This is a genomic window from Aeromicrobium sp. YIM 150415 (assembly GCF_016918125.1).
GTDB classification, from domain to species: domain Bacteria; phylum Actinomycetota; class Actinomycetes; order Propionibacteriales; family Nocardioidaceae; genus Aeromicrobium; species Aeromicrobium piscarium.
This window is the reverse complement of record NZ_JAERWM010000017.1, coordinates 38,843-65,418: the sequence shown is the minus strand read 5'-3', so window position 1 is coordinate 65,418 and position 26,576 is coordinate 38,843. Positions and strand designations below refer to the sequence as shown.

The 26,576-nt window shown below is 69.4% G+C and carries 26 protein-coding genes and 1 tRNA gene; 20 read left to right on the top strand and 7 right to left on the bottom strand.

Translation table 11 applies throughout. The features are described from left to right. Nucleotides 1-134 precede the first annotated feature (134 nt). Complete coding sequence (locus JL108_RS11765) at nt 135-1,265, bottom strand: sensor histidine kinase (RefSeq protein ID WP_205198466.1); 1,131 nt, start codon at nt 1,263-1,265, stop codon at nt 135-137. 1 nt (nt 1,266) lies between these two features. Further along, entirely contained in the window at nt 1,267-1,950 is a 684-nt protein-coding gene (locus JL108_RS11760; protein WP_143912673.1) for a class I SAM-dependent methyltransferase, read from the bottom strand. Nucleotides 1,951-2,079: 129 nt separating this feature from the next. Between JL108_RS11760 and JL108_RS11755 the strand changes: the two genes are divergently transcribed. After that, entirely contained in the window at nt 2,080-2,796 is a 717-nt protein-coding gene (locus JL108_RS11755) for an oxidoreductase (protein ID WP_307837249.1), read from the top strand. Between the two features lie 3 nt (nt 2,797-2,799). Here the strand turns inward: JL108_RS11755 and JL108_RS11750 are convergent, their stop codons facing one another. Beyond that, nucleotides 2,800-3,351 carry a Uma2 family endonuclease gene (locus tag JL108_RS11750; protein ID WP_240190976.1) on the bottom strand — a complete coding sequence of 184 codons (552 nt, stop codon included), beginning with the start codon at nt 3,349-3,351 and terminating at the stop codon, nt 2,800-2,802. 404 nt (nt 3,352-3,755) lie between these two features. Here JL108_RS11750 and JL108_RS11745 point away from each other — a divergent pair, with 404 nt between their 5' ends. From JL108_RS11745 to JL108_RS11730, 4 genes are all read left to right on the top strand, one after another. Then, nucleotides 3,756-4,739, top strand: a complete 984-nt coding sequence (locus JL108_RS11745; RefSeq protein ID WP_205198463.1) for a siderophore ABC transporter substrate-binding protein — start codon at nt 3,756-3,758, stop codon at nt 4,737-4,739. 117 nt (nt 4,740-4,856) lie between these two features. Continuing rightward, nucleotides 4,857-5,864, top strand: coding sequence for an ABC transporter permease (locus JL108_RS11740; protein WP_143912670.1), 1,008 nt, complete (start codon nt 4,857-4,859; stop codon nt 5,862-5,864). Continuing rightward, nucleotides 5,857-6,894, top strand: a complete 1,038-nt coding sequence (locus tag JL108_RS11735) for an iron chelate uptake ABC transporter family permease subunit (protein WP_205198462.1) — start codon at nt 5,857-5,859, stop codon at nt 6,892-6,894. Before JL108_RS11740 ends, JL108_RS11735 begins: the two co-directional genes overlap by 8 nt. After that, nucleotides 6,891-7,646: an ABC transporter ATP-binding protein gene (locus JL108_RS11730; RefSeq protein ID WP_205198461.1), complete on the top strand. Its 756-nt coding sequence runs from the start codon at nt 6,891-6,893 to the stop codon at nt 7,644-7,646. The genes JL108_RS11735 and JL108_RS11730 overlap by 4 nt, the downstream gene beginning before the upstream one ends. A 274-nt stretch (nt 7,647-7,920) precedes the next feature. Here the strand turns inward: JL108_RS11730 and JL108_RS11725 are convergent, their stop codons facing one another. Beyond that, entirely contained in the window at nt 7,921-8,712 is a 792-nt protein-coding gene (locus tag JL108_RS11725; protein WP_205198460.1) for an HAD family phosphatase, read from the bottom strand. Between the two features lie 102 nt (nt 8,713-8,814). Between JL108_RS11725 and ssd the strand changes: the two genes are divergently transcribed. From ssd to JL108_RS11685, 8 genes are all read left to right on the top strand, one after another. Beyond that, nucleotides 8,815-9,852: a septum site-determining protein Ssd gene (gene ssd / locus JL108_RS11720; protein ID WP_205198459.1), complete on the top strand. Its 1,038-nt coding sequence runs from the start codon at nt 8,815-8,817 to the stop codon at nt 9,850-9,852. Continuing rightward, complete coding sequence (locus JL108_RS11715) at nt 9,849-10,988, top strand: TadA family conjugal transfer-associated ATPase (RefSeq protein ID WP_205198458.1); 1,140 nt, start codon at nt 9,849-9,851, stop codon at nt 10,986-10,988. Before ssd ends, JL108_RS11715 begins: the two co-directional genes overlap by 4 nt. Continuing rightward, the gene (locus JL108_RS11710; RefSeq protein ID WP_205198457.1) at nt 10,985-11,770 is read left to right on the top strand and encodes a type II secretion system F family protein; all 786 of its coding nucleotides are present in this window, start codon (nt 10,985-10,987) and stop codon (nt 11,768-11,770) included. Before JL108_RS11715 ends, JL108_RS11710 begins: the two co-directional genes overlap by 4 nt. After that, nucleotides 11,767-12,456, top strand: coding sequence for a type II secretion system F family protein (locus JL108_RS20250; RefSeq protein ID WP_205198456.1), 690 nt, complete (start codon nt 11,767-11,769; stop codon nt 12,454-12,456). Before JL108_RS11710 ends, JL108_RS20250 begins: the two co-directional genes overlap by 4 nt. A 120-nt stretch (nt 12,457-12,576) precedes the next feature. Next, nucleotides 12,577-12,753 carry a DUF4244 domain-containing protein gene (locus tag JL108_RS11700; RefSeq protein ID WP_087624055.1) on the top strand — a complete coding sequence of 59 codons (177 nt, stop codon included), beginning with the start codon at nt 12,577-12,579 and terminating at the stop codon, nt 12,751-12,753. Nucleotides 12,754-12,803: 50 nt separating this feature from the next. Beyond that, nucleotides 12,804-13,043 carry a DUF4244 domain-containing protein gene (locus JL108_RS11695; RefSeq protein WP_205198455.1) on the top strand — a complete coding sequence of 80 codons (240 nt, stop codon included), beginning with the start codon at nt 12,804-12,806 and terminating at the stop codon, nt 13,041-13,043. Further along, complete coding sequence (locus JL108_RS11690) at nt 13,037-13,375, top strand: TadE family type IV pilus minor pilin (RefSeq protein ID WP_205198454.1); 339 nt, start codon at nt 13,037-13,039, stop codon at nt 13,373-13,375. Before JL108_RS11695 ends, JL108_RS11690 begins: the two co-directional genes overlap by 7 nt. After that, a complete protein-coding gene (locus tag JL108_RS11685; protein WP_205198453.1) occupies nt 13,372-13,725 on the top strand; it encodes an Rv3654c family TadE-like protein in 354 nt (117 codons plus the stop codon). Before JL108_RS11690 ends, JL108_RS11685 begins: the two co-directional genes overlap by 4 nt. On the opposite strand, the gene JL108_RS11680 is transcribed toward JL108_RS11685, so the two are convergent. Further along, the gene (locus tag JL108_RS11680) at nt 13,706-16,030 is read right to left on the bottom strand and encodes a DEAD/DEAH box helicase (protein WP_307837248.1); all 2,325 of its coding nucleotides are present in this window, start codon (nt 16,028-16,030) and stop codon (nt 13,706-13,708) included. The two genes, JL108_RS11685 and JL108_RS11680, sit on opposite strands and share 20 nt — an antisense overlap. A 130-nt stretch (nt 16,031-16,160) precedes the next feature. Here JL108_RS11680 and JL108_RS11675 point away from each other — a divergent pair, with 130 nt between their 5' ends. Together JL108_RS11675 and JL108_RS11670 are read left to right on the top strand one after the other, a co-directional pair. Then, entirely contained in the window at nt 16,161-16,505 is a 345-nt protein-coding gene (locus JL108_RS11675) for an STAS domain-containing protein (RefSeq protein WP_087624060.1), read from the top strand. After that, nucleotides 16,502-17,986 (top strand): methyltransferase, encoded by a 1,485-nt coding sequence (locus tag JL108_RS11670; RefSeq protein WP_205198451.1) that lies wholly within the window; start codon nt 16,502-16,504, stop codon nt 17,984-17,986. Before JL108_RS11675 ends, JL108_RS11670 begins: the two co-directional genes overlap by 4 nt. A 192-nt stretch (nt 17,987-18,178) precedes the next feature. Here JL108_RS11670 and JL108_RS11665 read toward each other — a convergent pair whose 3' ends face one another. Next, nucleotides 18,179-19,360 (bottom strand): MFS transporter, encoded by a 1,182-nt coding sequence (locus JL108_RS11665; protein ID WP_205198450.1) that lies wholly within the window; start codon nt 19,358-19,360, stop codon nt 18,179-18,181. Nucleotides 19,361-19,492: 132 nt separating this feature from the next. Between JL108_RS11665 and topA the strand changes: the two genes are divergently transcribed. The 4 genes from topA to JL108_RS11645 all read left to right on the top strand — a co-directional run bounded on the left by topA (nt 19,493) and on the right by JL108_RS11645 (nt 25,774). Then, the gene (topA, locus tag JL108_RS11660; protein WP_205198449.1) at nt 19,493-22,204 is read left to right on the top strand and encodes a type I DNA topoisomerase; all 2,712 of its coding nucleotides are present in this window, start codon (nt 19,493-19,495) and stop codon (nt 22,202-22,204) included. A gap of 203 nt (nt 22,205-22,407) precedes the next feature. Beyond that, complete coding sequence (gene tmk, locus JL108_RS11655; protein ID WP_205198448.1) at nt 22,408-23,064, top strand: dTMP kinase; 657 nt, start codon at nt 22,408-22,410, stop codon at nt 23,062-23,064. Continuing rightward, nucleotides 23,061-24,233, top strand: a complete 1,173-nt coding sequence (locus JL108_RS11650; RefSeq protein ID WP_205198447.1) for a DNA polymerase III subunit delta' — start codon at nt 23,061-23,063, stop codon at nt 24,231-24,233. The genes tmk and JL108_RS11650 overlap by 4 nt, the downstream gene beginning before the upstream one ends. After that, a complete protein-coding gene (locus tag JL108_RS11645; RefSeq protein WP_205198446.1) occupies nt 24,230-25,774 on the top strand; it encodes an alpha/beta hydrolase in 1,545 nt (514 codons plus the stop codon). Before JL108_RS11650 ends, JL108_RS11645 begins: the two co-directional genes overlap by 4 nt. Nucleotides 25,775-25,898: 124 nt before the next feature. On the opposite strand, the gene JL108_RS11640 is transcribed toward JL108_RS11645, so the two are convergent. After that, a complete protein-coding gene (locus JL108_RS11640; RefSeq protein ID WP_143912641.1) occupies nt 25,899-26,198 on the bottom strand; it encodes a chorismate mutase in 300 nt (99 codons plus the stop codon). A 92-nt stretch (nt 26,199-26,290) separates the two neighbouring features. Here JL108_RS11640 and JL108_RS11635 point away from each other — a divergent pair. Then, nucleotides 26,291-26,366: transfer RNA gene (locus tag JL108_RS11635), tRNA-Thr, on the top strand. Nucleotides 26,367-26,576: the final 210 nt, after the last annotated feature.

Genomic DNA, 26,576 nt, shown 5'->3' with positions numbered 1-26,576 from the left:
GGGGTGGGGGGGGCGCTGACCCCCACCCCGGCCCCGGGGGGGACGGGGCACAACCTCATCGGGCGACGATGAGGTTGACCACGTACCGCCATCAGTCGATGATCGCCCGACGAGGGCGGCCGCGGTTACCGGGCTCAGTCGACGCCCGGTGCGAACTTCGGCACGCGCATCGTGACCTTGGTGCCGAGCCCGGGACCGGTCTCGACCACGATGCCGTGGTCGTTGCCGTAGACGGTGCGCAGTCGCTCGTCCACATTGGCGAGGCCGACGGACGAGGAGTCGCCGTGCCCGGAGAGGACGCTACGGACCACCTCGGGTTCGGCGCCCACGCCGTCGTCCTCGATCCAGATGAGGCATTCGGCCCCGGCGTCCTCCGCGACGACCGTGATCGTCCCCACGCCGTCCTTCTTCTCCAAGCCGTGCCGCACCGCGTTCTCCACGAGCGGCTGCACGGACAGGAAGGGCACCGTCACGTTCAGCACCTCCGGGGCCACCCGGGTCACGACCCGTAGCCGATCGCCGAACCGCGCCTTCTCCAGGACGAGATAGCGCTCGATGGAGCGCAGCTCCTCGGCGAGGGTCGTGAACTCGCCGTGCTGGCGGAAGGAGTAGCGCGTGAAGTCCGCGAACTCCAGCAGCAGCTCGCGGGCTCGTTCGGGATCGGTCCGGACGAAGGAGGCGATCGCTCCGAGCGAGTTGTAGATGAAATGTGGTGAGATCTGAGCCCGGAGCGCACGCAGCTCCGCTTCCATGAGCGCTGTGCGGGAGGCGTCGAACTCGGCGAGCTCGAGTTGGCTCGAGACCCACCGAGCGACCTCGGTCACCGTCCGCGCCAGCCCGGCCGAGGGGGAGTCGTCGGCCACGACGAGGGTGCCCACGACCCGCCCCTCCACCGTCAGCGGCGCGGCGAAGGCATCACCGGCGGCCTGAGGCCGTCCACTGTCGAGCACGTCGTGGACGGCCTGTGCGGTCTCGGCCCAGGCCGGTTCGCCCGCCCAGGCCAGGGGCCCCTGCGCGTCGGTGAGGCCGGCGGTCCGGGCACCGATGAGGGCGCGCAGATGCGGCACCGCCCGGCTGGCGCTGTCGGCGGTGAGCCCACCGCGCAGCGCCGGTGCAGCGAGGGACGCCGTGTGGAGGGTCGCGTAGGTGGCCCTCTCCTCCGGGGACCCGAGACCCCGTCGCCGGCCGAGATAGCGCCAGCGGATCAGCAGAGCCGCTCCGAGCCCGGCGACCAAGAGCACGGCGGCGAGCGCCAGATCGGTCATGTCACCGGAAGTCGATGAGAACGGTGTCGGGAGGGTCGGGCTCGGCCGCGAGCTGCGACTTGTCGACGCGCGCCCGCAAGCAGATCGTCTCGTGACGCAGTCTCAGGGATCCGGTCTGCTCGCCGTACTCGCGCCAGAGATCGCGCACCGCGCCGAGCGCGGACCCGGGCACCGAGGGATGCTTGGTCGTCTCCGCGAAGCGCATGAGGTTGGGGAAGTCCAGTTCCTCCCAGGCGTTGAACTCCTGGCGCTCGGGCTCGCCGAAGAGCCCCGAGGCGGTGAACGTGGCGACCGGCGTGATGGCGCCGGAACGGTCGCCGGTGATCGTGCGCAGCTTGCGCATCCAGGGGATCGAGTCGTCGTAGCGGCGGGCAATGGTCGACAGCAGGCCGTCGTCGGTCAAGACCCGGGCGTACTCGCCGAGGGCGGTGACCTCGTCGTCGATCTCGGGCGCGACGACCGCCTCGAAGCTGCGCGACCGGAAGGGCAGGAGATCGCCCTGGGACCGGACGTAGGAGATGTGCTGGTGTCGGACGGTGGTGACATCGTCGCCGACGATCGTGACATCGTGCCCTTGGTCAGCGAGCTCGTAGGCGAGAGGGCCGTCGCCGATGTGCAGCACGAGCGCCAGGTGGTCACCGACCAGCCAGTTGAGGGCGCGTGCTGCGGGAGCGACGGGGTTCACCCTTCGATCGTAACCGTCACCGTGACCCGATCAGGTCAGATCCCGCGCGCCGTCGCGGTCGCCGGTGTGCCCTTCCGGTGCGGTGGGTCAGCGTCCGTCTGCCCGCTGAGATGGCGATACGCTGCCGTGGTGTCCGATCCGTTCATCGCCGCCGCCTCGTTGGAAGGTGTTCCGTCCGCCGTCGCCGCGGCCCGGGACGGGATCGACGCTGTGCTGCGTGATCGCGGCCTGCGCAAGACCGCCCCGGCGGACACCGCGCAGGCGTTGCTGCTCGGCGCCTGGGCGACCGCGACCCTGGAGGGCTCGGCCTACACCGTCGACGAGCTCGCCGCGGGTGCGGGAGATGCGACCGCCCGTGGCGCGGTGCGGTTGTCGACTGAGTTGCTGGGGCTGTTGCCCGCCTGGCAGCGTTCGCCGGTGCAGGCGCTTGCCCGCATCCACGCGATCGCCGCGGCGGGCAGCGTCGACGACGCCGAGCTGGGTCGCCCGGTCAACCCCGAAGGTGTCGCCCGGCTGACCAATCTCGCCAGACTCCTCGGCCAGGCCACGGAGGCGCCCGGCCTAGTGGTGGCCGCTCTGGTGCACGCCGAGATCGCCGACGCCGGGGCGTTCGTGTCGCACAATGCCGTCGTGGCGCGAGCCGCCGAACGCCTGGTCTGGGTGGCGAAGGGCATCGATCCGGCCTCGGTCACCGTGCCGGAGGCGGGGCATGTCGCCGACGCTCCCGCCTATTTCGCCGCCCTGGAATCCTATCGGTCCAGTGACGGCACCGGTGTGCATCAATGGCTGCTCTACGCGGCCGACGCCGCCACCCGCGCCGCCGAGGCATCGCCGCTCTCGCGCTGACCCTCAGCCGACGAGGTCGGCGGGAGCGAAGGCGAGCGGGAAGGGAGCGTCGAAGGTGTGGAGCTCATCGCCGACGATGTGCGCGCTCTGGCGATACACCCCGTCGGCGAGGGACCAGGCGATGATGGAGGGCTCGTCTGCGTCGACCACCCAGTAGTGGGCGCATCCGGCGCGCTCGAGCCGGTCCTTCTTCAGCAGCAGATCGATCGAGCGGGTCGAGGGTGAGAGCACCTCGACAGCGAGCAGCGGTGCTCCCGGAAGATCGCGCTCGGTGAACTCGGAGCGTGCGGCGACGAGCAGATCGGGTTGGATCACGGTGTCCTCGGCCAGGACCACGTCGAAGGGCGCGGTGAGAACGGCCAGGTCCGGAGGGCAGGCAGAGGACAGCCGGATGATCAGTCGCGTCACCGCGTCCTGGTGTCGGAAACGAGGTGCCGGACTCACGACGAGCACCCCGTCGAGGAGCTCATAGCGGTGCCCGTCATCGGGCATCTCCGCCAGATCGGCCCGAGTCAGCGCGCGCCCACGAGGGAGTCCTCGCATCTCGGTGGTCATAGTCGTCATGGTAGATCGCCTCCTCGCGCATGACCGGGCTGTGGAGATCGGCGTGCGCACAAGGCGGCGGCGCCACCCGCGTAGGGTGACGCCGCCATTAACCCGGTGATCGGCTACCAAGCGTGCCTTCGTCGAATCATCGCCGCGGGGCCGCTATGCGGATGTCCCGAGACGACTGCCCTGTGGGACGGGAGATCGCCGCGTGGGTACCGGAACCGGGTCGCTGTGGAGTTGTTCTGCTAAGCCCAGCATGCACCACTGTGACCCAGTTCACAAGAGGCGATGTGGGTGCTCGACGAATGGGGGAGGTGTCCGGGCCGCCGACCTAGTTAGGTTAGCCTCTCTTATAGCGATCGATCCTCGATCGCAGCCGTGCCCCGTCAGCTCGACCCAAGGAGACATCGATGCCCTTCCGCCGTCCGATCGCGACGCTCTCATTCGTCGCGGCGTCCGCCCTCGTCCTGGCCGGGTGCTCCTCGGACGACTCCGATGACGACACCGCATCGAACGAGAGCAGCACCGTCGAGGTGGAAGACAACAACGGCGCGCAGACGGTCACCTCGCCGCCGGAGTCGGTCGTCGCCCTCGACAACCGCACCTTCCAGACCCTTTCGGACTGGGGAATCGAGTTGAACGCCGCGGCCGTCTCGTTGATGCCCGACACGATCGACTACACCACCGACGACTCGATCATCGATATCGGCACGCACAACGAGCCCGACCTGGAGCAGATCGTGGCGGCCGAGCCCGACCTGGTCGTCAACGGCCAGCGCTTCGCCCAGTTCCACGACGACATCGCCAGGCTCGTGCCCGATGCGACCATCCTCGAGCTCGATCCTCGCGACGGCGAGCCCTTCGACGAGGAACTCAAGCGCCAGGTCACCGTGCTCGGCGAGGTCTTCGACAAGCAGGACGAGGCCCAGCAGCTCGTCGACGACTTCGACGAGGCCGTCGAGCGCGCGCAGTCCGCCTACGAGGGCGCGCAGAGCGTCATGGCCGTCAACACCTCCGGGGGCGAGATCGGCTACCTCGCCCCGACCGTGGGACGCACCCTCGGCCCGGTCTTCGACATCCTCGGCCTGACGCCCGCGTTGGAGGTCGAAGGAGCGTCCGACGACCACCAGGGCGATGACATCTCCGTCGAGGCGATCGCCGACTCCAATCCCGACTGGATCCTCGTGATGGATCGCGACGCGGCCGTCGGCGAGGGCGATGTGGAGCCCGCCGCCGACATCCTGGAGAACTCCGAGGCGCTCGCGGGCGTCACCGCCGTGCAGAACGATCAGATCGTCTACATGCCCGCCGACACGTACACCAATGAGGGCATCCAGACGTACACGAAGTTCCTCAACGACTTCGCCGACGCGCTCGAGGGCGCCAACAGCTGACATGTTCTTCGGTGGTCGAGCAGCCACTGGGGGCACCTCCCGCCTGCGGGGGAGGAACGAGTGTCGTATCGAGACCACATCACGCGATGTGGTCTCGATACGTGACGGGGAGGGACGATGAGCGGGGCTGAGAGCACATCGCAGGTCGCCGCCGATCCGTCGGCGGCTCGTTCCAAGGGCAAGCTCTTCGACTGGAAGCTGCTGGTCGGCATCCTCGTCGTGGGCCTGCTGCTGGTGCTCTCGCTCTTCACCGGCGTCTATGACATCTTCGGCGCCGACGACGGCGGGCAGATGTTCGCGATCACCCGCATCCCGCGGACGATCGCCCTCGTGCTGGCGGGCGCGGCCATGGCGATGTCGGGTCTCGTGATGCAGCTGCTCACCCAGAACCGGTTCGTCGAGCCGACCACCACGGGCACGACCGAGTGGGCCGGTCTCGGGCTGCTCGCGGTCATGATCCTCATCCCGGGAGCCAGTATCACCACCCGGATGATCGGCGCCGTCATCGCGGCATTCATCGGGACGATGGTGTTCTTCGCCTTCTTGCGCCGGGTGTCGCTGCGCTCCTCGCTCATCGTGCCGATCGTTGGCATCATGCTGGGTGCGGTCGTGAGCTCGATCTCCACCTTCGTGGCGCTCGAGACCGACATGCTCCAGAGCCTGGGTGTGTGGTTCGCGGGCAGCTTCACCTCCGTGCTCCGCGGCCAGTACGAGATGCTGTGGATCGTGGCCTTCGTGGCCGTCGCGGTGTTCGTGGTCGCCGACCGGTTCACGGTCGCCGGCCTCGGCGAGGAGATCTCGACGAATATCGGCGTCAACTACCAGCGCGTCGTATTGCTGGGCACGACCCTGATCGCCGTGGCCACCGGTGTCGTCACCGTGGTGGTCGGCAACCTGCCGTTCCTCGGGCTCATCGTGCCCAATGTCGTCTCGATGATCCGTGGCGACGACCTGCGCAGCAATCTGCCGTGGGTGTGCCTGCTCGGCATCGGCATCGTCACGGTCTGCGATCTCATCGGTCGGACGATCATCATGCCCTTCGAAGTGCCGGTGTCGCTGATCCTCGGGATCGTCGGCTCGGTCGTCTTCGTCGGGCTCCTGCTGAGGCAGCGTCGACGTGGCTGAGACTCTCGCTGCCCCTCCTCCGGTCGACGATCGTTCGTCGCGCTCCCTCGGCACCCGGCGAGCACGCCGCCGCTACTGGGCCGTCCTGAGCGTCCTGATCCTGCTCGCCGCCGGCTTCGCCTTCGGGCTGCTCGCGTGGGACAACCCGATGCCCTTCGGCACCTCCGGCTTCTGGCGGATCGCCGAGCTGCGTGCCACCAATATCGTGGTCATGGCCATCGTGGCGATCTGCCAGGCGACGGCCACCGTGAGCTTCCAGACCGTCGCCAACAACCGCATCGTCACGCCCTCGATCATGGGATTCGAGTCGCTGTACGTGGCGGTGCAGACGTCGGCGGTCTACTTCCTCGGCGCCGCAGGGGTCATCGCCTTGCAGGGCCTGCCCCAATTCCTCCTGCAGATCGCGCTCATGGTCGCCTTCGCGCTGGCGCTCTACGGCTGGCTGCTCTCGGGACGCTACGCGAATCTGCAGATCATGCTGCTGATCGGCATCATCATCGGCGGCGGCCTCGGCTCCATCGCGACCTTCATGCAGCGCCTGCTCACCCCCAGCGAGTTCGACGTGCTCGCGGCGCGGCTGTTCGGAAATATCTCCAACGCCCACACCGAGTACCTGCCGGTCGCGATCCCGCTGTGCCTCGTCCCCGCGGCGCTGCTGTGGCTCAACGCCAGGCGACTCAACATCGTCTCGCTGGGCCGCGAAGCGAGTATCGGCCTCGGACTCAACCACCGCGCCGAGCTGATGAAGGTGCTGTTCCTCGTCTCGGTCCTGATGGCCGTCTCAACAGCCCTCGTGGGGCCGATGACCTTCCTCGGCTTCCTGGTGGCGACGCTGGCCTATCAGTTCGCCGACAGCTACGACCACCGACTGGTCTTCCCGGTCGCCGCGCTCACCTGCTTCGTCGTGCTCAGCGGGGCCTACTTCATCATCCGCAATGTCTTCTACGCCCATGGCGTCGTCTCGATCGTCATCGAGCTGGTCGGGGGAGCGGTGTTCCTCTTCGTCATCCTCAGAAAGGGCCGCCTGTGATCACTCTGGCCGAGGTGCTCAAGGAGTACAGCAGCGAGGTCGCCATTGGGCCGGTCGACCTGGAGATCCCGCGCGGGGGCATCACCGCCCTCGTCGGGCCCAATGGTGCCGGCAAGTCGACGCTGTTGACGATGATCGGCCGGCTGATGGGCATGGACGCCGGCACGATCGAGATCGCCGGCTACGACGTCGCCAGCACGGCCTCGAAGGACCTGGCCAAGATCGTGTCGATCCTGCGGCAGGAGAACCACTTCATCACCCGGCTCACGGTGCGTCAGCTCGTCGCGTTCGGACGGTTCCCGTACTCCAAGGGCCGGCTGACCGTCGCCGACGAGAAGATCATCAGCGAGGCGATCGACTTCCTCGACCTCGACGCCCTGGAGAACCGCTATCTCGACCAGCTGTCGGGCGGCCAGCGTCAGCGCGCCTATGTGGCGATGGTGCTGTCGCAGGACACCGAATATGTGCTGCTCGACGAGCCGCTCAACAACCTGGACATGCGGCACTCGGTGCAGATGATGCAGCATCTGCACCGTGCGGCCGAGGAGCTCGGTCGCACCATCGTCATCGTGCTGCACGACATCAACTTCGCCGGGCACTACGCCGATCGGATCTGCGCGATGAAGGACGGCCGGGTGGCCGAGTTCGGCGCGCCCGAGGAGATCCTGACCGATGAGGTGCTCACCCGCGTCTTCGACACCCCCGTGCGGGTGATCGACGGGCCGAACGGCCCTCTCGCGGTCTACTACTGACGCGCCACCTACTCGACCACGTCGGGCGTATCGAAACCACCCGACGGCCGGCTCAGGCCAGGCGTCGCCGGAGCGGTGAGGCGACGTCACCACGCCTCGGGGTCCTCGTTCCTCGGACCCCTCACCGTCGTCGCAGAGCTCCTCCTTGGCGAGCGGGTCATGCGTCCGCTCCGGGTGAGTTAGCCTCCATCTCTTGCGGCGGGCGGTGAGCTACGCACCTCCCAACTCGTCCGAGAGGTGCGTGCGGCACCGCTACCACCGGGTGCCGGCGCACTCAGCCGCTGAGGCGTCGCCTCATGAGCGAGGCGACGGCCGCTCCCGCGAGCGAGACGCCGGCGGCCACTCCGAAGGCGGCCACGGCCTTGCCTGTCGGGGAGCTCAACCGGCCGCGCAGCGCGACGGGCCGAGCGAAGAGCAGGACGGGCCATCCTTCCGCCTCGGCCTGCTCGCGCAGGACCTTGTCGGGATTGACGGCGAAGGGATGGCCGACGATGCGCAGCATCGGGATATCGGTCTCGGAGTCGGAGTAGGCGTAGCAGTCGGCGAGGTCATAGCCCTCGGTCTCGGCGAGATCCTCGATGAGCTCCGCCTTGCCGTCGCCGTAGGCGTAGTGGAGGATCTCACCGGTGTACCGGCCGTCCTCGATGACGAGGTCGGTGGCGATGACCCGGTCGACGCCCAGCATCGCCCCGATGGGCTCGACCACCTCGCGGCCCGATGCCGACACGATGACGACATCGCGGCCGGCGGCGTGATGCTCGGCGATCAGGTCTACCGCCTCGGCGTACACGATCGGCTCGATGGTCTCGTGCAGCGTCTCGGCCACCACCTGGCGGACGGTCTGCACATCCCAGCCGCGGACCATCTCGGTGAGATAGCCGCGCATCGCCTCCATCTGCTCATGGTCGGCGCCGTTCGCGGCGAAGACGAACTGGGCATAGGCGCTGCGCAGCACCGCACGGCGGCTGAGCAGTCCCTCGGCGAACAGCGGACGGCTGAACGCGAGCGTGCTCGACCGGGCGATGATCGTCTTGTCCAGGTCGAAGAAGGCGGCGGTGCGGCCCATGCCACCAGGGTACGGGGTCTGATCGGGAGGCGGTGCCGATGTTGTCCACAACCCCGCGCGAGAGGCCTTGCCGATGTCGGCGGTCGCGGTGACGCTGAGGCCATGTCATCCATCGGGGTCATCAGCCAGAACACGTCGCTCATCGAGCGCGGCCGTCGCTGGGGCGCGGCCGTCGGCGCGGAGGTGGTCGATGCTGCGGAGGCCTCAGCGGTCCGCCGGGTGTGGCGTACAGCCGGTGCGATCGTGGTCGGCGGTGACGAGCTCGCGGCGTTGGCCACCGCGGGGCTCGCGCGTCGCGACCACGTGCTGGTCGTCGAGGAGGCTCCGGCTGAGGGACTGTGGCGCGATGCGGTCACGGTGGGCGCTGTGGGGGTCTTCGCCCCACAGGACGACGATGCCGTCACCGGTGCGCTCACTGCCGCGCTCGACGGTCGTGGAGCGGCGTGTGTCCTGAGCGTCGTCGGGCTCACCGGAGGTATCGGCGCATCCACTCTCGCGGTCGGGTGCGCTCAGCTCGCCGGGCAGAGAGGCATGCGGGCCCTGGCCGTCGACGCCGATGCCGAGGGCCCGGGCCTGCACACCACGGCCGGCAATGAGAACACCCCCGGACTGCGATGGCACGACATCGCCCGGGCCGACGGGCACGTGGCCGCGCGGGCGCTCGCGGAGGCTTTCCCGATGGCCGCGGGATCGGCCGTGCTCTCCTTCGGGCCGGAGGATCGCCCTCCGGTCGCTCCGGGGCCCGTGCTCTCCGCGGTCGAGCGCGGATTCGATGTCGTGATCGCCGATGTGCCGAGGCACGCGGTCTCGACGGAGCTGGGGGCCGACATCATCGCTCGCTCCGTGGCCCTCGTGTTGCTCGTCCCCGAGAACGTGACGGGCGTCAGCGCCGCGCGCCGTTCGGTGGCCCGCTGGCGAGAGCTCAACGATCGGCGCCTGGTGGTCTCCCGTGCCGTGCGCGCCGGCCTCGGGCCCGGTGACGTCGAGCGATCCCTCGGACTTCCGGTGCTCACACGCCTGCGCCGCGATCGCCGTCTCGCCGAGGACGTCGAGGCCGGCCGCGGCCCGGTGCGATCGCGGTCGCTGCGGCGCGTGGCGGGTCGTGTCCTCGATGCGGTGGGAATCGAGGACGCGTCATGACGCCCGACCCGCAGATGGTCGAGACGGTCCGGCGCAGGCTGGCCGCCACGGGCGAGGAGGCCACACCGGCCACGGTGGCGGCGGCGGTCGCGGCCGGACACGGTGTGGTGGGCACGCAGCAACTCCTGGCGGTGGTCGACCTGCTGCGCGCCGAGGCCCTGGGCGCTGGTCCCCTCGAGCCCCTGCTGAGGCTTGAGGGCGTCACCGATGTGCTGGTCAACGGCCCCGACGAGGTGTACCTCGACCGTGGGCGCGGGCTGGAACCACAACGGATCGGCTTCCCCGACGATGCGGCGGTGCGCCGTCTCGCGCAACGTCTGGCCGCGCATGCCGGGCGTCGCCTCGACGAAGCGAGCCCGTGGGTGGACGCGCGGCTCCCGGACGGCACGCGTGTCCATGCCGTGCTCGCGCCGCTCGCACGCCCCGGCACCACGATCTCGCTGCGGATCCCCGCTCGTCGATCGTTCTCCCTGACCGAGCTCGTGCGCACCGGCGCGATCGACGAGGAGGGCGCCGCCCTGCTGCGTGCGCTGGTCGCTGCTCGGGCCGCCTTCGTCGTCACCGGCGGAACGGGCTCGGGCAAGACCACGGTGCTGGCGGCGCTGCTGGGCGAGGTCCCGGCGGACGAGCGTCTCGTGGTGGTGGAGGATGCCAGCGAACTGCGACCCGACCATCCGCACGTGGTGGGTCTGGAGGCGAGGCCACCCAATGTCGAGGGTGCCGGCGCGGTATCCGTGCGCGATCTCGTGCGACAGGCGCTGCGCATGCGACCGGATCGGCTCGTGGTCGGGGAGGTGCGCGGCGGCGAGGTGGTCGATCTGCTCGCGGCGCTCAACACCGGTCACGAGGGCGGCTGCGGCACCGTGCACGCCAACGCACCGGGGGTCGTCCCCGCTCGGTTCGAGGCGCTGGGCGTGGCCGCCGGCTTGGCTCGCGATGCTGTGCACAGCCAGCTCGCCGCTGGGTTGGATGCTGTCGTCCACGTGGGCCGTGCCGCCGGTCGCCGTCATATCGCCGAGATAGCGGGGGTGACCCGCTCGCCGGGCGGCCTCGTCGAGGTCGTGACGGCGTGGTGTGCCCGTCGAGGGCGTGTCTCCGAGGGGTCGGACGTGCTCGGCCAGGTGCTCGCCCGATGACCACCACGGCGATCGTCAGTGCCGTCTGCGCCTCCGGAGCCGTCTGGTGCCGGTTCTCGGCGTTGCGGGCTCGCGTTCAGCGGCCCGAACCACCGCCGCCCGGGGTTCTCGTCCTGCTTACGGGTGCTCCGGCGACCCTGGCGGTGGCGATCGTGATGACACCGGCGCTGGCTCTCCTCGGAGTCGGGAGCGCCGCGGTCGTCGCCACGACCGCGCTGCGTTGGCGCAGGAATCGCCAGCGGGCTCGACGCCAGGCGCGGGCCGGGCAGGTGACCGAGCTGATCCTCGTGCTGGCCGCGTCCCTGCGCGCCGGGCTCCCTGCCCCTGCCGCTCTGGGGCATGCGGCCGAGGACGAGCCGGTCGTCCGTTCGGCGGCGACGGCCGCGCAGCGTGCGGCCGATGTCCCGCGGGCATTGCGCGCGGCACGTCGCGGCCCGGGTGACGACGGCCTCGAGCGGTTGGCGATCGCCTGGCAGGTCGCCGACCGCACCGGCGCGCCCCTTGCCGGGGTGCTCGACCGGCTGAGCGAGGTGGAGCGCCAGGAGCGCGATCTTCGTCGTGAGGTCGCCGCGGGTATCGCTCCGGCGCGTGCGACCGCTGCGCTGATGGCATTGCTGCCGGTCTTCGGGCTGTTGATCGGCTCGGGATTCGGCGGCGATCCTCTCTGGGTGGTGATCACGGCACATCCAGTCGTTGCCTTCTCGGTGGCTGTGGGCGCGGGGTTGGCCTGCGCGGGCGTGTTGTGGATCGATCGGATCGCCGATGGAGCGGAGACCTCGTGATCGCCGCGATCTGTGCGGCGCTGGCGATGTGGTGCGGCATACCGGCACGTCCTCGACACCGCACGCGGGTGCGTCAGGGACGCCGGGTGTCACGGCTGCGCCCCGAACACCTGGCCTGGGCGATCTGCCCGTTGCTCGGCCTGGTGGTCGCCGGCCTCCTCGGCGCCGTGGTCGGTGCGATCGCAGCGCCGTTGGCGGCCCGATGGATCGCCCGGCTGGAACCCGCGGCTCGCCGCCGCGAACGCTTGCGCGTGGCCGAGCAGTTGCCCTTGGCCGTCGAACTGCTGGTCGCCGCCATGGATGCGGGGGTGCCGCTGCGTCGCGCGCTCGAGTCGGTGGCCGCGGCCGTGCCCGAACCGCTTCGCGGCCAGCTCATCGCCGTCACCCGGCGGCTCGCCGTCGCCGGCGACGACACCGCGGTGTGGGCGGAGCACCTTCAGGGGCCGATCGCACCGCTCGCTCGTTCCCTGATACGCGCGGAGCGTCATGGCGTCCCGGCGGGCTCGGTACTGCAGGACAGCGCCCGCGAGCTGCGCCGCGAACGGCACGCCGAGCGCCGTGATGCCGCGCGGCGGGTGGCGGTGCGCACGGCCGCGCCATTGGGGGCATGTTTCCTGCCGGCGTTCTTCCTGGTCGGCATCGTGCCGATGCTGGCGGGAGCGCTGTCGTCGATCTCCTGGTGGTGAGGTTATCCCCAACTCGGCGGATGCCGAGTGTCGTCCCCAGATCGGCGACGACACCGCAGGCAGCGGGCCGCGGGCGTCATCTTCTGGTGTCAGTTGTTCACGACCCATCGGAGGTTGATCATGTTCCGTCTACGTCGCCGCGCCCAGGAGCGCGGCATGTCCACCGCTGAGTACACCGTCGGCACCCTCGGCGCCTGCACCATCGGCGGTGTCTTGGTGAAGGTCGGCCAGAGCGAATGGTTCGGCGATCTCGTCACCGGCCTGCTCGACAAGATCCCGAGCCTTCTCCCGTTCTGACCGCTGTCGGCCGGCGGCGCCCCCGCGCCGTCGGCCGGGAAGGAGTGATCATGCAGCACAGAGGTGTGGGGCAGCGTCGCGAGCGCGGCATGTCTACCGCTGAGTACACCGTCGGCACGCTCGGCGCGGTCTCGATCGCGGGGCTGCTGGTGTCGAACAACCCGATCAGCGATTTCGTCACCACGGTGTTCCGCGAGGCAGTCCGGATCGTGGTCGCCGGGGAGGTCGAGGATGTGCTCACCTTGCCGCGGCTGATCATGCGTGCCGTGGGCGACGTCCTGCCATGGTGAGCCGTGAGCGGGGCATGGTGACGGCCGAGACGATGATGGTCGCGCCCTTCGTCGTCGCGGTCGTGGTCGCCGGGATCTGGCTGGTCTCCTTGGGCGTCACGCACGCCCGGGCCACCGATGCCGCGCGTGAGGCAGCCCGATCGCTCGCGCGCGGCGACTCCCAGGAGGTGGCGGAGCGGCACGCTACGGATGCGGCTGCTCGCGGTTCCCGTATCGAGATCAGCCGGCAGCGCGATGCCGTGGAGGTCACCGTCTCCACCCCCGCGCGGCTCCCGCTCTTCGGTGGGGTCGGCACCACCGTGTCGGGACGAGCGGTGGCGAGCCTGGAATGAGGACAGAACACGGGAGCGCCACCGTGTGGGCGGCCTTCATCGTCACCGGGATCGTGGTCGTCGCCGTGGTCGGGTGGCAGATCGCGCAATTGGTCGGCCTGCGACATCAGGCGAGTGCCGGGGCCGATCTCGCCGCATTGGCGGCCAGCCGGGCGAGTCTGGCCGGCACGGCGCCGTGCGATCGTGCCGAGCAGGTCGCCCGCGACAACGACACGATCCTCGTCCGGTGTCGGATGGACGCCGATGTGGCCACCGTGACCGCACGAGCGGAAAGCCCACGCTGGTGGGGCGGACAGTGGGCCGTCGAGCAGCGAGCTCGTGCGGCGCCCGTCAGCTATCTGCCGCCGTGACGTCCCCAGCGAGCTCGCCGAGGAGGGCGCCGAGCAGGCGGACCGCACCAGTCTTGTCGAGGGGGTGATTGCCATTGCCGCACTTGGGCGACACCACGCAGGAAGGGCATCCGTCACGGCATCCGCACGCCGCGATGGCGTCGCGCGTCATCGTCAGCCATTCCTCGGCGGCGGCATAACCCCGCTCGGCGAACCCGGCCCCGCCGGCATGGCCGTCGTAGACGAAGACGGTGAGGGTGCCAGTCTGCGGATGCAGCGCCGTGGACAGCCCGCCGAGATCCCATCGGTCGCACGTCGCGACGAGCGGCAGCAGCCCGATCGCCGCGTGCTCGGCCGCGTGAGCGGCGCCGGGGATCTGCTCGGGATCCAGGACCTCGGCCACGGCAGCCTCGTCCAGGGTCCACCAGACCGCGGTGGTGGCGAGCCGTCGCTCCGGCAGTTCGAGGGGGTTTTCACCGATCACCCGCCCGGTCTGCCGGTCGCGGACGGCGTAGGAGGTCACCTGATGGGTCACCTCCACATCGCCGAAGCTCAGGGTGGCCGCACCCGCTCGGCGATTCTCACGGGACTGCACGATCGTGACGGTCGTCGCTGCCCGCGCGGAGGTCGAGTAAGGCACATCCCCACGTCGCACCACCGCGATGCCGTGGTCGACGTCGTACTCCTCGACCGTGAACATCTCCTGCTGATGGACGTAGACGGCACCCTCGTGCACCTCGCCGTCGGCGGAGGCTGCGTCGACCGTGCCCACGAGGCGGCCGGTGTCCGCGTCGACGATCTGCACCGGGGAGCCGCCCGAGGACCGCAGGTCCGCCAGGTCGCTGGCGCGATCGCGGGAGGTCCAGTACCAGCCGTTCGCGCGTCGGCGCAGCAGACCGGCTGCCTCCAACGCGGCCACGCCCTCCTCGGCGCGAGGCCCGAAGATCGGCAGGTCCTCAGGGGTGAGGGCGATCTCTTGCGCCGCCGCGGCGAGATGCGGTCCGAGCACGTACGGATTGTCCGGGTCGAAGACCGTCGCCTCCACCGGAGCGCCCAGTACGGCCTCGGGATGGTGCACCAGGTAGGTGTCGATCGGCTCGTCGCGGGCGATGAGCACGTGCAGGCTTCGGTCGTCCACGCCTCCGCGCCCGGCCCTGCCGAACTGCTGGAGCAGGCCGGCGCGAGTCCCCGGGAACCCGACGGTGACGACCGCGTCGAGCCCGGCGATGTCGATCCCCATCTCCAGGGCGTTGGTGCTCGTGAGGGCGAGCAACTGGCCCGACCTCAGCCGCTCCTCCAGCTCGCGGCGCTCCTCGGGCAGGTAACCGCCGCGATAGGTGGCGATCCGCTCGCGCAACTCCGGGGCGACCTCGCCGAGCCGGTCGCGGGCGATCGAGGTCAACTGCTCGGCCCCTCGCCGCGATCGCACGAAACACAGCGTTCGAGTGTCCTCGACGGCCAGATCGGTGACCAGCTCGGCGGCCTCCGTGGTGGCCGACCGGCGGGCCGCCGGACCGTCATCGCGTCCCGGCAGCAGAGGAGGCTCCCAGAAGACGGTGGTACGAGGGCCGCGAGGAGACGCATCGTCGACGACGGCTTCGAGGTCGAGACCGATGAGCCTGCTCGCCGAGTCGGCCGGATCGGCGACCGTCGCCGACGAGGCGATGAACTGCGGCGATGCCCCGTAACGGTCGCAGACGCGCCGCAGCCGGCGCAGCACCTGGGCCACGTGGGCACCGAAGACGCCCCGGTAGTGGTGACACTCGTCGATCACCACGTACTGCAGCCCGGACCAGAACCGCGCCCATCGCTCGTGACCGGGCAGGAGGGTGTGGTGCACGGTGTCGGGATTGGTCAGCACATAGGTCGCATGATCGCGGGCCCACGCCCGTTCCTCTCGTGAGTTGTCGCCGTCGACCGTCGCCGGGCGCAGGCCCTCCGCGTCGTGGGGAAGGCGACGCCACTGGTCGGCGGCGAGCGCCTTCGTGGGAGCGAGGTACAGCACGGTCGGCCGTTTGCCGCCATCGAGGGCGCCGGCGGAACGCCCCCGGGACAATGCCTGCAGTGCGGGAGCCATGAACACCAGCGACTTGCCCGAGGCGGTGCCGGTCGACACGACCACGTGCCGTCCCTGTTCGAGGTGGCGCATGGCCTCGGCCTGATGCGCCCAGAGGACTTCCGCGCCCTCGGCGACGAAGTGCTCGCGCACGGAGGGATCGATCCACTCCGGCCACGGCTCGACGACCGCGGTGCGGACGGGGTCGTCGACGCGGTGCAGGATGCGGTCGGCACGTCGTTGCAGGATCGACGGCGCCAGGGTCTCCACGTCATCGAGTCTGACGCATCGTCGGTGAACGGTGGCCCGAGGCCGACGGGTGGCGCGTGGCATCGCTTGGGTGCGGTGGTCGGCGACGCATGATTGAATAGCCATCGATTCGCGTCGGAGAAGGGATGACATGGAGCTCACGCTCACCGAACGCCCCGCACCGCCCCACCACATCATCGCGGTGGAGGGGGAGATTGACGTCTACACGGCCCCGAAATTCCGGGAGGCCGTGGTCGCCGCCATCGACGCGGGCCATACACGTCTGGTCGTCGACATCGAGAATGTCGCGTTCCTCGATTCGACCGGCCTGGGCGTCCTCGTCGGCGCCCTCAAACGCGTCCGTGCCGAGGACGGATCGCTGGACATCATCTGCACGAGCGATCGTCTGCTGCGGATCTTCAGCATCACGGGCCTGGACAAGGTCTTCGGGCTGCACGAGTCCTATGAGGCGCTCGCCCAAGCCGACTCCGCGTGACCTTCGCCGGCGACGAGCTCACCGACACGCAGGTCGCTGCGCTGCGCGATCGACTCGACGGGTTCACCGTCGATGCCGTTCACGCCGTGCTGGGCGACGACGCCTGGTATGCCCTCGCCCGCGGTGAGACGACCCCCGGCCGGCTGGCCACCGCCGATGGCGGACGGCTCTCCACCCTGATCCGGCTGTTCCAACTGCAGGTCCCGGTCGGCCGTGCGGCCGCCGAGACCGTCTTCGGCGAGCTACTCGGCCCGTTGACGGGCGCGGGCCTCCTCACCGCCTCAGCCGGCGAGATCCGGGCGGCCGTGGATGTGCGCCCCTATGGCGACGAGGACCACGACTGGTGGGTGGTCTGCGACCTGACCCCCGGGCTCGACGGCCGCCTGTCGCCTATGGACCCCGCCTATGTCCTGGGCATCAGCGAGGCGTCCTCGTCGCTGGCTCAGCTGACGAGCCGGGGCGAGATCGACAGCGCCCTCGACCTGGGCACGGGATGCGGGGTCCAGTCCCTCCATCTCTCGTCGCACGCAGCGCGGGTCGTGGCCACCGATGTCAATCCGCGGGCGCTCGCGATGGCGCGCCTCACCGCCCGGCTCAACGAGATCGAACTCGATGTGCGCGACGGCAGCCTCTTCGAGCCGGTGGCGGGGGAGCGCTTCGATCTGATCGCCACCAATCCGCCCTTCGTCGTCTCACCACCGGACGGGGATCGACTCGTCTACCGGGAGACCGCCTTCCCCGGCGACGATGTCGTGCGACATGTGGTGCAGGGGGCCGCCGCACATCTGCGCGATGGCGGCTGGTGCCACGTCCTGGCGGCCTGGATCCATGCCGAAGGCGAGCCGTGGGAGGAACGACTCGCCCGCTGGATCGAGCCGACCGGACTCGACGCGTGGGTCGTGCAGCGCGAGCGGGCCGACCTGGCCACCTATGCCGAGATGTGGCTCGCGGACGGCGGTCACAAGGGTGCGCCTGACTATGTGTCCCGCTACGAGCGCTGGCTGCGCTGGTTCGCCGATCAGGGCGTCGAGGCGATGGGCTTCGGCTGGATCTCGTTGCGCAAGGCCGATCGCGACGTCCCCGCCGTGCGGATCGAGGAGTGGGCCGGCGATGTCGGTCAGCCGATGGGCCCGGCGACGGTGCAGTGGGGCAGCCGTGTGGATGCCCTCGACGTGAGTGACGACGTCCTGGCCGTGCCCTGGCAGCTGGCCGATGACGCCACACAGGTCACCTACGGAGCGGTGGGGGCCGAGGACCCGGCGGCGATCACGGTGCGACTCGAGCACGGGCCGCGGCGCACGGCCCGCCTCGACACGATCGAGGCGGGGTTGCTGAGCGCGTGTGACGGTGAGCTGACCGCCGGGCAGATCCTCGACGCGCTGGCCACACTGCTCGGCCAGGACCGCGCCGAGTTGCGCGCTAGCTATGCGCCGGTCGTGCGCGAGCTCATCGCCGATGGCTTCCTCTACCCCGCGCGCTGACCCCTCGCCACCCAGCCCCAACTCACCCCTCTCCCCTGGATCGCCCCCGGAGCCCACCTCCCACCGTCCCCCTCGCGAGTGGTGCAATTTTGCCCTCTGAATCGCGTTTCCGAGGCGAATGTGCACCACTCGCGGGGCGCGGGGACCCGAGCGAGGAGATGGACGCCTACTCACCGCCCGGGCGACTCGGCCTCAGTCGAGGGAGCGGACGACGTCCTGGCTGCCGAGGCGCTGACCGATGAGGGCGACGACGGCGATCAGCGCCGCCAGCCCACCGCCGACGGCGAATCCGCCCAGCGCACCGTAGTGGTCGATGCACCAGCCGACGACCGGGCCCGCGGTCGCCCCGCCGATCGTGAAGGCCGTGCCCTGCCAGCCCATCGCCACGCCCCGACGGCGCTCGTCGACCAGATGCGTGATCCATTCCGTGGCGGCGGCCAGGGAGGGGGCACACATCAGTCCGGCCGGGAGTGCCGCGAGGGCGAGCAGCCACACCGAGTCGGCGAGGCCGATCGGCATCGTCAGCAGACCCATCGCGAGCAGGAGATAGGTGGGCCGGATGGAACGGTTCTGCGCGCCGTAGAGCAGACCACCGACGAGCGAGGCGGCGCCCCAGACGGCATAGACCACCCCGACGAGTCCGACGGCATCGAACTCGCGCAGCGCCGCGATGATGCCGAGATCGGTCGCCATGAGCGCGAGCATCGTGCCCGCCGAGATCGCGAAGAGATAGCCGACCGTGGGCGTGAACCAGCGCACCGGAGCGGGCGCGGAGTCATCGATCGTCTCGACCTGCGTGCGGGTGGGCGGATCCATGACGAAGAAGATGAGGCCTGCCACAAGGGTCGAGCCGCCGACGACCAACAGCGCGATGAGTGGACTGGCCTGGACCACCAGCACTCCGCCGACCGCCGGACCGACGATGAAGGCACCCTCGGCCACCACGCTGTCGGCCGCGAACGCCGTACGGCGCTGGGTGATCGGTGTGAGGATCCCCAGCGCGAGCCGGGTGATCGTCTGCACCGGGATGAGGAAGACCCCGGCCAGGAAAGCGAGCGGCAGCAGCCCCCAGAAGCCGACGAAGGGCACCATCGGGTAGAGGACGAGCACCGCGACGAGCGAGGGGATCAGCGCGCGACGCACACCGAAACGGTCGATCAGCTTGCCCCTCCACGGGGACCCCACGGCTGCCCCCACGGTCTCGACGGCGGCCAGGATCCCGGCCTCGGCATAGGTGCCGCCGAGACCCTCGACGATGTAGAGGGTGAGGACGAGCGGCAGCGCCAGCATCGGGATACGGGCGAAGAACGAGGCGATGAAGAGGACGCCCACCCGGGGGATCCTCAGCAGCTCTCGATACACCCCTAGGCTCACGGACCGATCCTGCCACGCGGCGCCGACAGTCCGGAGTCGAGGCGTAGGCTGCGCGGGGGCGGTTGACACGGCACGCTACGGTGTGCTGCGTCCCCCTCTATTATCCGCGTGGGATCAGGCAGGAAGTGGCTCGTGACCAAACTCGTCATCGTCGAGTCGCCGAATAAGGTACGCAGCATCCAGGCGTACCTCGGCGACGACTACGTCGTGGACTCCTCAGTGGGCCACATCCGCGACCTCCCGCGGGGCGCCGACCAGGTGCCCGAGAAGTACAAGGGCAAGGCGTGGGCGCGTCTCGGCGTCGACATCGACAATGGCTTCGAGCCCGTCTACGTCGTGTCCGCGGACAAGAAGTCACAGATCACCAAGCTCAAGAAGCTGCTCAAGGATGCCGACGAGCTCGTCCTCGCGACCGATGAGGACCGCGAGGGAGAGGCCATCGCCTGGCACCTGCTCGACGAGCTGAAGCCGAAGGTGCCGGTCAAGCGCATCGTCTTCAACGAGATCACCAAGGAGGCGATCCAGCGCGCGATCGCCCAGCCTCGCGATGTCGACATGGATCTCGTCGATGCCCAGGAGACGCGTCGCATCCTCGATCGTCTCTACGGCTACGAGGTCAGCCCGGTGCTCTGGAAGAAGGTCATGAGCGGCCTGTCGGCCGGGCGCGTGCAGTCGGTGGCGACCCGCCTCGTGGTCGAGCGCGAACGCGAGCGGATGGCCTTCGTCTCGGCCTCCTATTGGGACCTGGAGGCGACCTTCGACGCCGGCGAGGGACATGAGCCGCGTCGCTTCGGGGCCAAGATCGCCTCGGTCGACGGCAAGCGGGTCGCCGGCGGGTCGAACTTCGGCCCGGACGGTCAGCTCAAGGGCAAGGCCGATGTGGTGCACCTCGACGAGGCCGCCGCCGGCGTGCTCGCGACCGCGCTGGAGGGCCGCGACTTCGCGGTCCGCTCGGTCGAGTCCAAGCCCTACACGCGTCGTCCGTACGCCCCGTTCCGCACCACCACGCTCCAGCAGGAGGCCTCGCGCAAGTTCGGCTTCGGCGCGCAGCGCACGATGTCGGTGGCGCAGCGCCTGTACGAGGGCGGCTACATCACCTATATGCGCACCGACTCCGTGACGCTCTCGCAGACCGCGATCAAGGCCGCCCGCGCGCAGGTCAAGGAGCTGTACGGGGATTCCTATCTCCCCGAGAAGCCGCGCGTCTACACCGGCAAGGTCAAGAACGCGCAGGAGGCGCACGAGGCGATCCGCCCGGCGGGCGAGTCCTTCCGTACCCCCAAGCAGACCGGCCTGTCCGGCGACGAGTTCCGCCTGTACGAACTGATCTGGAAGCGCACGGTCGCCTCGCAAATGGCCGACGCCAAGGGCGAATCGGTGACGATCCGCATCGGCACCGAGGCTGCCGACGGTCGCGACGTCGAGTTCTCGACGTCGGGCCGCACCATCACGTTCTACGGCTTCCTCAAGGCCTATGTGGAGTCCAGCGAGGACCCCGATGCGGCCGACGACGACCAGCAGACCAAGCTGCCGGTGCTCGCCGAGGGCGATCGGGTGACGGCCGTCGACCTGGAGGCCGCCGGCCACCAGACCAAGCCGCCTGCGCGCTACACCGAGGCGAGTCTCATCAAGGAGCTCGAGGATCGCGAGATCGGCCGCCCCTCGACCTACGCGTCGATCGTCAACACGATTCAGAACCGCGGATACGTCTACAAGAAGGGCACCGCCCTCGTGCCCGCGTGGATCGCGTTCAGCGTCGTGCGGCTCATGGAGAGCCATTTCGGCCGGCTCATCTCCTATGACTTCACCGCCGAGCTGGAGGACGTCCTCGACGAGGTGTCGCACGGCCGTGAGGATCGCGTCGCGGTGCTGACCTCGTTCTGGGCCGGTGAGGGTGAGGGCAACACGGGACTCAAGCGCCTGGTCGAGAACCTGCCGGAGATCGACGCGCGCGAGATCGCCACCTTCGACCTCGGCGAGGGCATCCATCTGCGGGTCGGCCGGTACGGGCCGTATCTGGAGGGTCCGGAGAAGACCACCGGCAAGGACGGCACGGAGCAGCCGGTGCGCGCCAACGTGCCCGAGGACCTGCCGCCCGACGAGCTGACCATCGAGAAGGCCCGGGAGTTGCTCGCCAATCCCGCGGGCGCTGAACGCGAGCTCGGTGAGCATCCCGAGACCGGTCTGATGATCACGGCCAAGAACGGCCGCTTCGGACCGTTCGTCACCGAGAAGCTGCCCGAGGACGCTCCGAAGGCTGCCAAGCCGCGCACGGCGAGCCTGTTCGCGTCGATGGATCTCGACACGATCAGCCTCGAGGACGCGGTGAAGCTGCTGACCCTGCCGCGGGTCGTGGGCACCGGCGAGGACGGTACGGAGATCACGGCGCAGAACGGCCGGTACGGCCCGTATCTGAAGAAGGGCACGGACTCGCGCTCGTTGGAGTCTGAGGAGCAGCTGTTCACCCTCACCGAGGAGCAGGCCCGCGCGATCTACGCGCAGCCCAAGACCTTCGGGCGCCGGGCCGCCAAGCCGCCGCTCAAGGAGCTCGGTGAGGACCCCACGAGCGGCAAGCCGATCGTGGCCAAGGAAGGCCGCTTCGGCACCTATGTCACCGACGGCGAGTACAACGCCACCCTGCGCAAGGACGACGACATCGAGTCGTTGACCCATGAGCGCGCCGTCGAGCTGCTCGCGGAGCGCCGTGCCAAGGGTCCGGCCAAGAAGGGCGCGAATAAGACCACCAAGAAGTCGACCACCAAGAAGTCCGCCGCGAAGAAGACCACCGCCAAGAAGTCGGCAGCCAAGAAGAGCACGGCGAAGAAGGCCACCAAGAAGTCCTGACGGTCGTGTCGCCCCGGCTGGTGGCGGTACGTCATCAACCCTTCCGTGATGTGTGGCGGTAGCTGGTCAACCCCAAGGCTCTTTCATGAGGTTGACCAGGTACCGCCACCGTCCATGAGGTCCGGATAGGGCCCGGCGAAGGAGTGGGCGGCGGATGTCCCCGCCTCGTCCGGTTGTGGGCGGCGGCCATTAGGCTCGCTGACATGGACACTTCCACCGCCCCGGCGCTCTATACCGAGACGGGTGTCTTCGTCGCCTTCGAGGGTGGTGAGGGGTCCGGCAAGTCCACCCAGACCCGGCTCCTGGCGGGATGGCTGACCGAGCACGGGCGTTCGGTGGAGGTCACTCGTGAGCCGGGAGGCACCGCAGTCGGACAACAGCTGCGGCGCATCCTCCTGGACCCCGCCACCGGCGAGCTGTCCCCGCGGACGGAGGCGCTGGTCTACATCGCCGACAAGGCCGAGCACGTCGACCATGTCGTGCTCCCGGCGCTCGCCGAGGGCAAGGTCGTGGTGACCGATCGCTATGTCGACTCGACCTTGGCCTACCAGGGTGCCGGGCGGGCCCTACGAGCTGCCGAGCTCGAGCCGATCGCGCGCTGGGCCACCTCGGGTCTGCGTCCCCATCTGACGATCGTGCTCGACATCGATCCATCGGTCGGGCTGGGCCGCGCCGGATCGCCCGACCGCATCGAGAGCGAGCCGCTGGAGTTCCACCAGCGGGTGCGCCAGCACTTCCTCGAGCTGGCCGGTGCGGACCCGGCACACTATGTCGTCCTGCCGGCGGATCAGGATCCTGAAGCCGTGCACATCGCCGTCCAACAGGCCATTGCCCCGTGGCTGTCGCAGGTGTCCGCATGACGGTGCTGACGGGGGTGTGGTCCGAGTTGGTGGGCCAGGACGTCGTGGTGGAGTCGCTGCGCGGTGCGGTCGAGGCGAGTGTCGCGACACCCGATCCGGACGCGAGCGCGCACGGCATGACCCACGCCTGGCTGTTCACCGGACCTCCGGGCTCCGGGCGATCCACGGCTGCGGTCGCCTTCGCGGCGGCCCTGCAGTGCGATCGCGGTGGATGCGGCGAGTGTCGCTCGTGCCAGACCGCGCGCGCCGGCAGCCATCCGGACATCACCGTCGTCAACACCGACGGCCTCTCGATCGGGGTCGCGGAGGCGCGGGAGATCGTGCGTACGGCGGCTCTTCATCCGGCCGTCGGTCGCTGGCAGATCCTCATCGTCGAGGATGCCGACCGGCTCACCGATCAAGCCGCCAATGCCCTGCTCAAATCGGTCGAGGAGCCCTCGCCGCGCACGATCTGGATGCTATGTGCGCCGGCGGTCGAGGATGTCATCACCACGATCCGGTCGCGCTGCCGGCCCGTGCTGTTGCGCACTCCGTCGGTCGAGGCGATCACCAGGCTGCTCGTGGAGCGCGATGGCCTGGAGGCGGAGGCGGCGCACGCGGCGGCCGCTGCGTCGCAGGGCCACATCGGACGTGCCCGCGGTCTGGCTCGCAATGCCGAGGCACGCCAGCGCCGGGCTGACATCCTCGCGCTTCCGCGCAGTCTGCGCACGCTCGGCGACTGCCTGCGTGCCGCGCAGCGTATCGACGCCGAGGCGAACGCCCGGGCCGATGCCTATTGCGATGCCGCGGACGAGCGCGAGAAGGCCGATCTGAAGGCGTCGTGGGGCGTCGAAGATCGGGGCAAACGTCCCGCGGGATACGCGGGTGCGCTCTCGAGCCTCACCAAGGAGCAGGAGCGGCGTCGCAAGCGCATGGCCCGCGACAGCATCGACGGGGTCCTCCTCGACCTGCTCTCCTATTTCCGCGATGTCATGGCCGTGCAGCTCGGCTCGACGCAGTATCTGATCAATGCCGATGTCACCGACGATGTCGTGTCCATGGCGCGCGAGCGTTCTCCAGAGTCGATCGTCGGGGCGATCGATGCCGTGGGCGCGTGCCGGGAGGCTCTCGAAGCCAATGCCGCCCCGCTCCTGGCCGTCGAGCACATGATGACGAGGTTCTTGCCGTGAATCGTTCTGCCGCTATCGCCCTGGGCGCAGCCGGGGTCGTCCTCGCCTTGATCGTCGCCGCGGCGGTCTATGTCATCGGCGACTGGGGCGAGGACGATGCCGCCCAGCCCTCCACGCCCACCGGCGAGCAGGCTCCCGAGGGTCTCGATGCCTTCTACGATCAGCAGATCGACTGGACGTCCTGCGACAGCGGCGATGCTCGCTGCGCCACGGCCGAGGTTCCCGTCGACTACGACGACCCGAGCGGTGAGACCCTCGATCTCGCCCTGCTCAAGGTCGAGGCGACGGGGGAGCGGCAGGGCACGATCTTCGTCAATCCCGGTGGTCCGGGAGGCTCGGCCCAGGACTTCGCGTTGATGATGGGTACGCGTTTCCCGTCCTCGGTGCGCGAGGCCTACGACATCGTCGGCGTGGATCCCCGCGGTGTCGGGGAGAGCACGCCGCTGCAATGCCTCGACGATGCTGACTTCGATGCCTTCATCGGGCTCGATCCGGATCCGGAGACTCCCGAGGAGATCGAAGAGTCGCGCGACGGGATCGTCGCGATGGGCGACGCGTGCCGGGAGAACTCCGGGGACCTTGCGGCTCACGTGTCCACCGCGGAGGTCGCCCAGGACCACGATGTCCTCCGGGCCGCGCTGGGTGAGGAGACCTTCAACTGGTTTGGCGCCTCCTACGGCACGCAGCTCGGGGCGCAGTACGCCGAGATGTTCCCGGACCACGTGGGTCGGATGGTGCTCGACGGCGGCCTCGATCCGGCCCTCAGCTCGATCGAGGTCTCGCTCGGGCAGGCGGAGGGATTCCAGCGCGCTCTGGACGCCTATATCGCCGGCTGCGTGGCCGATGGCGACTGCCCGCTGGGCTCGAACGAGGACGAGGCGCTGGACACGGTCGCCGGCTTCATGGCCGATCTCGAGCAGGAACCGCTGGTCTCGGGCGGGGGCCGTGAGCTGACCGAGGGCCTGGCCTTCTACGGCGTGGCGGTGACGCTCTATGCGAAGGAGTCGTGGAGCTATCTGACGGCGGCCTTCGAGGCGGCGCTCGGCGACGACGATCCGGGGGTCTTCCTCCAGCTCGCCGATATCTACTTCGACCGCAACGCGCGGGGTGAGTTCCAGAGCAACTCCGGTCAGGTGATCTATGCGGTCAACTGCCTCGACGGACCGGTCGACGTCACGGTCGACGAGGTCGAGTCGGAGTGGCTGCCGCAGTTCCGCGAGGCGTCGCCGGTCTTCGGCGGGGCGCTGGGCTGGGGTGTCATGGCGTGCGCCGACTGGCCGATCGAGTCGACGAACCCGCAGGAGCCGGTCACGGCCGAGGGCGCCGACCCGATCGTGGTCGTGGGCACCACGCGCGATCCCGCGACGCCCTATGAGTGGTCGCAGTCGCTCGCCAAGGAGCTCGACTCCGGGGTGCTGGTGACGCGCGAGGGTGACGGCCACACCGGTTACGGCATGGGCAGTGCCTGCGTCGACGACGCGATCAACGCCTACCTGGTCGACGGCACGGTGCCCGACGACGGCCTCGTCTGCGGCGAATAGTCCTCGGCAGCGGAGGATCGTGGGCGAACGGGCCCGTGACCGATGACGATGCGCTGTGGCTGCTAGGGCGACCCCGGTGCATCATCACCGGCATTCTTGAAGTCCGCCATCGCTGCGTGACGGGTCAGGCGGTGGTGTCGCGGGCGGCGGCCTCGTGGTGGTGGATGACCTCGTCAATGATGAAGTTCAGGAACTTCTCGGCGAAGGCCGGGTCGAGGTCGGCCTCGAGGGCCTTCTCGCGCAGGCGCCGGATCTGCCGCGCCTCGCGGTCCGGATCGGCTGGCGGGAGCTGGTGCGCGGCCTTGAGCCGGCCGACCCGCTTGGTGCACTTGAAGCGCTCGGCGAGCAGGTGCACCAGGGCGGCGTCGATGTTGTCGATGCTGGCGCGGATCTCGTCGAGTTCGGCGCGGATGTCGTCGTCCACGCCCCGATTCTACGAAGTCACCCCCTCGGTGGAGTGCGGGCGGGGTGGCGGGTAGAGTTGCGGTGGTTCGACGGGCGATCCCTGTCGACCGCGCCGCCTTAGCTCAGTCGGTAGAGCATTTCACTCGTAATGAAAAGGTCGTCGGTTCGATTCCGACAGGCGGCTCCATCAACCGCAGGTCAGACATGGTTCTCGGTCCCTAGCAAGGGAGAGAAGCATGACGAGATGGACGAGAATTGGACGTGCTGGGATTCTCGGTATCGTTCCATGAACAGTCTTGTGACGCCTTGACACCGCTTGCGCATTCGGACCCAAGGGGTCCATGTCGCCTTAATGGCCACCATGAACGATCTGTTGCGTGTCATCATCGGCCTTGAG